Annotated in this window: 5 protein-coding genes; 4 read left to right on the top strand and 1 reads right to left on the bottom strand. The window is 77.4% G+C overall.

Going from position 1 to position 7,211, the window contains the following annotated elements; all coding sequences use genetic code 11:
* Positions 1-334 precede the first annotated feature (334 nt).
* From ACFV0G_RS31420 to ACFV0G_RS31405, 4 genes are all read left to right on the top strand, one after another.
* Positions 335-988 carry a peptidylprolyl isomerase gene (locus ACFV0G_RS31420; RefSeq protein WP_380555360.1) on the top strand — a complete coding sequence of 218 codons (654 nt, stop codon included), beginning with the start codon at positions 335-337 and terminating at the stop codon, positions 986-988.
* A gap of 136 nt (positions 989-1,124) precedes the next feature.
* Positions 1,125-2,717 carry a hypothetical protein gene (locus ACFV0G_RS31415; RefSeq protein WP_380555358.1) on the top strand — a complete coding sequence of 531 codons (1,593 nt, stop codon included), beginning with the start codon at positions 1,125-1,127 and terminating at the stop codon, positions 2,715-2,717.
* A 74-nt stretch (positions 2,718-2,791) separates the two neighbouring features.
* Positions 2,792-4,819, top strand: a complete 2,028-nt coding sequence (locus ACFV0G_RS31410; protein ID WP_380555356.1) for a WD40 repeat domain-containing protein — start codon at positions 2,792-2,794, stop codon at positions 4,817-4,819.
* 77 nt (positions 4,820-4,896) lie between these two features.
* Positions 4,897-6,108, top strand: a complete 1,212-nt coding sequence (locus tag ACFV0G_RS31405) for a cytochrome P450 (RefSeq protein ID WP_380555354.1) — start codon at positions 4,897-4,899, stop codon at positions 6,106-6,108.
* Between the two features lie 86 nt (positions 6,109-6,194).
* Here the strand turns inward: ACFV0G_RS31405 and ACFV0G_RS31400 are convergent.
* A partial coding sequence (locus ACFV0G_RS31400; protein WP_380555352.1) for a bacterial transcriptional activator domain-containing protein occupies positions 6,195-7,211 on the bottom strand: 1,017 nt, incomplete at its 5' end.

The raw sequence follows: 7,211 nt of genomic DNA, 5'->3' as shown, positions 1-7,211 counted from the left end.
GACGCACACCCCCGGGCCCGCGGCGCGGGGCGCCGGGGGCGCGGCGGCGCCGGCGCATCGGGTCGGGGCGGGCGGCCCGCAGCCGCGCCCGGAGCGGGCTCTCGGCGGTCTCGGTCGCGGACGGCGGTGCAGGGGTGGCGGACATGCGGCGGACGCTACGCCGCACGCCGCCGCCGGGCGAGCGGATTTCGGGCCGTCCCGCGGGGGCGCACGAGCACGGCCGGGCGCACACGCGGACGGGCCGGGCGCGCATCGCCGGGCCCGGGCGCGCATGGCCGGGCCCGGCCGGGGCATGAATGACGCGTCCACGCCAGAGACTTCGGAAGGCTGCCACGTGAAGCGCACGTCCTGGGCCCTGCTCGCCGCCGCGACCGCCCTGCCGCTCATCGCCCCTGTCGGCACGGCCTCCGCAGCCCCCGCCGCAACGGCGACCTGCACCTACACCGCGGCCGTCCCGGCGGACAACTTCAAGGGGATCCCGGTCTTCGACGCCGCCAGGGCCGCCCGGCCGTACAAGGCGACCCTGCGCACCTCCCAGGGCGCGATCACCTTCCAGGCGCTCACCGACAAGGCGCCGTGCACCACCTTCTCGTTCCGCTTCCTCGCCGAGCACGACTACTTCGACCGCAGCCACTGCCACCGGCTCACCACCCAGCGGCTCTACGTCCTGCAGTGCGGCGACCCGACCGGCACCGGCAGCGGCGGCCCGGGCTACTCCTTCCCCGACGAGAACCTCGACGGTGCCACCTACCCGGCGGGCACCGTCGCGATGGCCAACGCCGGGCCGAACACCAACGGCAGCCAGTTCTTCTTCGTCTGGAAGGACACCAAGCTCTCCCCCAACTACACCCCGTTCGGGCGGGTGACCGCCGGACTCGACGTCCTCCAGAAGATCGCGGCGGCCGGCGAGGACGACCAGAACGGCCCCGGCGACGGCTTCCCGAACGTACCGGTGACCATCCGTCAGGTCCGCATCGCCGGGCACTGATCGCCCCGGCCCCGTCGTTCCCGCTGTGCCGGTGTCCCACGACGCCGGTACCGTCCTGCGGTGGGGTGCGCGGTCCTGCGCGGCGCCCCACCGCCCGGGCCCGCCCGGGACGGTGCTACCGAGGGGCGGTGACGGCATGTGGGAGGGACGGGCCCAGCTGGGCGATGACCTCTTCGGGGGACGGGTGGTGGAGCGGCAGGGGGGCCTCGCCCCGGCGGAGGACCGGAGCAGCGGCTTCCTGCGCAGCGGTCACGAGCCCTGCCTGCTGGCCGCCCTCCGGATCTCGGCGCACCGGGAGAGGGACGGCAACTCGCTCTGGGGACTCCCCGCGGCGCTCGCCCGTACGGGCCACCTCGCCCGCGCCGTCGAGCTGGCGTACGCGACCGACCGGCGCGGAGAGCACGACGGCCTCCTCCCGCTGCTGAGGGCCGCGATCGACGCCGGCGATCTGCACGGCGCGCAGGCGCTGGCCGGGGCGATGCCCGACCGGGCGCTCCGGGACCGGGCCCTGGTCGCCCTCGTACCGGCACTGGCCCGGGCCGGCGAACTCGACCGGGCCGTCGCCCTGGCGGAGTGCGTCCGCTATCCCCACAACTGGGGAAGGACCTGGGCCCTGCTGGCGAAGGCGGTGGCGGACGGCGGCGACCTCCCCGCCGCGCTCGGCTTCGCTGCCCGGGCCGAGGCGAGCCCCGGCTTCGTCACCGAGGCCGGACAGGTGCTCGTCCTGCTCATGGAGATCGCCACCGCCGCCGGCGACCGCGCCCGGGCCGAGGCGCTCGCCGACCGCGTGGAGGATCTCGCCCGGTCCGAGCACGGCGGGAGGTACGACCGGGCGCTGCCGAGGCCCTTCACGGCGGTCCTGGCCCTGGAGGTCCGCAGCGGGGACCCGGACCGCCTGGACGCCCTCCTGCACATCCTGCTGCGAACCGTTCCTGACGCCCCGGCGGCGGCAAAGCCGCCGGACGGGGGCGAGGACGGGGACGGGAGCCGCGAGTTCGAGTGCCTTCTGATCCGCTACCGCCCCGCGCCCCGGCCCCCGCTCGGCCCCGCGGTCCTGGCGGAGCTGCTGAACGAGGTCGCCGGGACCGTCGACCGGGAGACGGCCCTCGCCCTGGCCGACCGGGGCGAGGCGCTGCTCCGCGCCACCGTCCGCGCCTACAGCGAGAGCCTGTTGGAGGCCGTGACGCTGCTGCTCGCCCGGCACGGGCAGATCGAGCGGGCGATGGCCCTCACCGACTGGATCGGCGATCCGGGCCGGCGCGCGGGGCGGCAGGCGGCGGCCGTCGGGGCGCTGGCCCGCCACGACACCGTCCGGGCCGAGGCCCTGGCCCGTGCGCTCACCGACCGCTGGGCGCGGCTCGGGGCGCTGATCGAGGTCGTCGGGGAGGTGGCCCGGCAGGGCGATCCGGACCGCGCCGAGGCCATCGTCGGCACCATCGCCGACCGCTGGGCGCGGGGCCAGGCGCTGATCGAGGTCGTCCGGGAGGTGGCCCGCCAGGGCGATCCGGACCGCGCCGAGGCCCTCGCCCGCACCATCGCCTACCGCTCGACACGGACCCGCGCACTGGCCGCGCTGGTGGAACGGGCCGAGCCGTCCCGTGCCCGCAGGCTGGCCGCGCAGGCCGCGCTCCTCGGCGACCGGGCGTTCGTCCGGACGTTCGTCCTGCCGCACCTGGAGCGGCTGGTGCCCGGCGCGGTACGGGCCGTCGCCGACGAGCTGATGAGGTGAGCCGCGGGGAGACCTGACGCACCGTCCGACGACGGTGCCACGGGGCTGTCCGCGCCGGTCGCTAGGCTCGCCCCATGATTCCGAAGCTGCCCCTGGACAGCCCCCGCTGGGACGAGCTCGACGGTGTCCGGGTCGAGGACGTGCGGGCACTGCTGGAGGAGATGGCCTCCGCCGTCACCGGCTCCGACGACGGGTGGGCGGAGACCTGGACGTACGTGGCCGACGGCCTCATGCAGCAGAGCACCGTCACCAACGGGGCCTATGCCGTCGTGCCGCACCTCGTGGAGACGGCGGCCGCAGCACCCGCGGGGCGGTTCACTGACCTCTGGGCCGGCATCGGGCTCATGCTGACCGCCGACCACCGGCCCCCCGTCCCGGCCGACCTCGAGGCGGGGTTCGGCGCCGCGCTCCGGGCGGCCGAGCGGGCGGCCGTACGGGAGCTGCTCGCGGGAGGCGTCCCCGCGGCGGCCTGCACCGACCTCGTCCTGGGCGGTGTCGCCCTGGCCGGCCATCACACCGGCGCCGTGCTCTGGCAGTTCCTCCACCCCCACAAGGCCGACCACCTGCTGCTGTGCCCGGGGTGCGAGAGCGAGAGCGAGATCCCCGAGTTCGCCGCGGACCCGGTGCACCCGCCGTTCGAGGCCCCGGAGCAGCCCCGTCCCGCCCGTGCCCGGCAGGGGGAGAACCCCTGGAGCCCGGCCGCCGCCGTGCTGCGCGACGATGCGCTCGGGGAGGGCTGGGAGCCCTTCCTGCGCGTGGCACGCGCCGTCGCCGAGGCGGGGGTGACCCCCGAGACGCCGGGGCCCGCCGTCCTGTGCCTGGTCGCCGGCCTGGTCGCGGCCCGGGGCACTCCGCAGTGGGCCGGGACGGCGTGGGCCCGCCGGTTGATGCTGCTCACCGGCTGCTTCCGCTGCGAGGACTGCGAGCAGACCTGGACGATCGCCGACGGGCTGGCCGAGAACCCGGACGGTGCACGCCCCCTGGGTGACGACACCCCCGCGTGGACGGCCTTCGACGGGTGGGACACCCCGGCAGGGCCGGCATCGCCGGGCCGGCCGGGTGAAGCCGCGACCGCGCTCCTGCGCGACGGGCCGGTCCTGCTCGCACCCGACGGCACCTCGCGGGGCCGGATATCGGTGTTCGCCGACTCCGCACCCGGTCGGGCCGAGGGCGTCAACGCGCTGGCGGTGGTGGCCCGTTCCGGTCGGCCGGCGCTGGTGGCCGGCGCCGGCGACGCAGGCGTGGTGCGCCTGTGGGACGCGGCCGGCGGCCGGCTCCGCCACGGCCCGCTGCGGGGGCACCCCGACCGCATCCGCTCGATGACGGCCCTGCCCCTGCCCGACGGCGACGTCCTCCTGGCGAGCGGCGACGACGCCGGGACGATCGCGCTGTGGGACCCGGAGACCGGACGGCCGGTGGTCGAACCGGTCGGGAACTGGCTCGGTGCGGTGAGCGGGATGTGCGGCGCGACCATGCCGGACGGCCGGACGCTGCTCGTCACCGCCACCCCCCGCGGCGCGGTCCGGCTGCGGGACACCGCGACGGGCGAGTCGGTGGGGCGCCTCAACCCCCGGGGCCGCCCGATCGCGTCGATCACGGCCGTCCCGATCCCGAGCGGCCGTACGCTGATCGCCGCCGCGGACACCTCGGGTGACGTGCACGTCTGGGACCCGGCCGTCGACGACCCCTGGGAGCCCGGCGCGGCCGTGCAGGTGAACGCACGCGCCCTCGCCGACGCCGGCCACCGGGTGGCGGTGGTGGCGGCCGTGCCCTTCCGGGGCCGGACCCTGCTCGCCACCGGCGACGACCGCAACGGCGTGGTCATGCTGTGGGACCCGGCGACCGGCGCCGCGGTCGGCGACGGCCTCTCCACGGACACCACCGGTCTGACCGCCATGACCGCCGCCGCGCTGCCCGACGGCCGCACCGTCGTGGTCACCGGCAGCAGGCGGGGGCGCAGTCTGCGGGTGTGGGACCCGGCGGAGGACACGGTGCAGCGCATCGACCTGGACGTGGCGGTCACCTGCCTGGCCGCCGCCGGGCCCGAGCTGATCGTCGGACACGACTGCGGGGTCCTCGCCCTCCCCCTCACCTCGCGGTGAACCCGCCCCGCCCGGCGGGGACTTCACCGGCACCGGCGGGCGCCCGGGAGGTGCACCGCCCCGCGTAGGCTCGGCCCATGACGATCCCGCTGCACGACGACCCGGCCCTGCCCGGTGTCGCCGACCTGCTCCAGGACCCGCACACGGCATGGGCCGACCTGCGCGAGGCCGCCCCCGTCCGACGGCTGACCGGCCCCGACGGCCTGCCCTTCTGGCTGGTCACCAGGTACCGGGACGTCAGGGCGCTGCTCGCCGACCCCCGTCTCTCGCTGGACCGAAGCCACGCGCTGCCCGGCAACTACCGCGGGTTCTCGCTGCCGCCCGCCCTGGACGCCAACCTGCTCAACATGGACCCGCCCGACCACACCCGGATCCGCCGCCTGGTGTCGCAGGCGTTCACCCCGCGCCGGGTCGAGCGGCTGCGCGAGGGTGTCCGGCGCACCGCCGAGGACCTCGTCGACGCGATCGAGCCGCTCGGCCGCACCGACCTGATCGCCTCCTACGCCGGGCCGTTCCCGATCGCCGTCATCTGCGACCTGCTCGGTGTCTCCGCAGAGGACCGGCGCGACTTCCGCGGCTGGACCGACGCGCTGGTCACCCCCGACCCCGCCCGCCCCGAACTCGCCCGAGCCGCCGTCGCCGGCCTGGTCGGGTACTTCACCGACCTGATCGCCCGCAAGCGCCGCGACGGCGGCGACGACCTGCTGTCCGCCCTGGTCGCCGCCCGCGACGAGGACGGCGACCGCGGCCGGCTGAGCGAGGAGGAGCTGACCTCGCTCGCCTTCCTGATCCTCTTCGCCGGCTACGAGAACACCGTCCACCTGATCGGCAACGGCGTGCTCGCCCTGCTGGACCACCCCGAGCAGCTGGCGGCGCTGCGCCGCGACCCCGCGCTGCTGCCGGCCGCGGTCGAGGAGCTGGCCCGCTTCGACGGGCCCGCGCCGCTCGCCATCCGCCGCTTCCCGACCGAGGACGTCCGGATCGGCGACACCGTCGTCCCGGCCGGCGAGACCGTGCTGCTGGCCCTCGGCTCGGCCAACCGGGACCCGGACCACGTCGACCGCCCGGACGAGCTCGATCTGCACCGCACCGACAACGGCCATCTGGCCCTCGGCCACGGCATCCACTACTGCCTGGGCGCACCGCTCGCCCGGATGGAGACCGCGATCGCGCTGGACACCCTGGTCCGGCGGCTGCCCGGGCTCGCCCTGGACGTACCGCGCAAGGACCTGCGGTGGCGGCCGTCGATGCGGGCCCGCGGCCTTCTCGCCCTCCCGGTGCGCTACTGACCCGTCGCCGCCGGGCCGGGCCGTCGCGGCCGGGCCGTCGCGGCCGCGGTACCCCGACGGCCGGCGGATGCCGCTGCCGCTGCCGCTCAGCCGGTCAGCAGGTCGCGGAGCAGGGCGACGGTGTCCGGGTCGAGGTCGCGGCCGGTGCGGCGGCTGAGCGCGTCGAGCCGGTTGACGGCCCGCACCAGCTGGTCGCGGGCACCGGCCGACGCGTAGGCGTAGAACAGGTCGCGGTGCAGCAGCTCGACGTCCGGCGCCACCGCGAGGGCCCGGAAGATCGCGGCCTCCGCGGTCCGGTGGTCGCCGTACTGGAGCCGGCGGGCCGCCAGTTCGTGCGCGGTGTCGACGATCGCGGCCAGCATGTCCTGGCGCTCCGCCTCGGCCCACCCGTAGGCGCCGGCCGGGGCCTCCGCGAACGGGGCGCCGCGCACCAGCGCGAGGGCGTGGGCCAGCGCGGCGTCCGCCGTGCTGCTGGTCGAACGCATGCCGCGCCGGTACAGCCCGCGGAACTCGTCCCAGTCGCAGGTCACCGCCGCGGCGAGGGTGTAGCCCTCCGCCTGGTCGGTCAGGTAGGCCCGGCCGTCCGACGAGCTGCCCAGCCAGGCCGCGAGGCCGGTGAGCTTGGCGGGCAGCGGGCCCGTGCCGAGCGCCGCGTTCGGCTCCAGGTGGGCCGCGCCCGGGTGCAGCGCGCGGTCGAGCGCCCCGTGCTCGACGCCGGGGCGCAGCGCCAGCAGGGCCGCCAGCTCGGTGAGGTGCGGCAGTACGGCCGGTTCGGCGCGGCCCGCGGCGCCGGTGACGTCGACCGGCCCGAGCAGCCGTACCCGCGGGGCGGACCGCCCGGCGTGCGCCTCCGGGGAGCGCAGGATCGCCAGCAGGTCGGCGCTGTCGGTGCGCGGCGCCGGGGCGGAGCGGGGACCGGCGGGCGGCGCGGCCTCGACCGGCGCGGCGACGTCGGGTGCCGGGTCGTGGGTCGGCTGCGGCTCGGGGACGCGCACCGGGACGGGCGCCTCGGCGGCGCCGTCCTGAGGGGGCGCCGGAGCGGGGCCGCGGGCGGGCGGCACCGGGGCCGGGGGGGCGGCAGGCCGCGGCGGGCCGGCGTGCGC

The organism is Kitasatospora sp. NPDC059571, from assembly GCF_042735675.1.
In the GTDB taxonomy this organism is placed as follows: Bacteria; Actinomycetota; Actinomycetes; order Streptomycetales; family Streptomycetaceae; genus Kitasatospora.
Note: the sequence above shows the minus strand (reverse complement) of the source record. Positions and strands in the feature narration are given on the sequence as shown.

Bases quoted from the DNA above. Each gene is read 5' to 3' on its own strand.
- ACFV0G_RS31415 (WP_380555358.1), top strand. From the start codon at position 1,125: ATGTGGGAGGGACGGGCCCAGCTGGGCGATGACCTCTTCGGGGGACGG.
- ACFV0G_RS31410 (WP_380555356.1), top strand. From the start codon at position 2,792: ATGATTCCGAAGCTGCCCCTGGACAGCCCCCGCTGGGACGAGCTCGAC.
- ACFV0G_RS31405 (WP_380555354.1), top strand. From the start codon at position 4,897: ATGACGATCCCGCTGCACGACGACCCGGCCCTGCCCGGTGTCGCCGAC.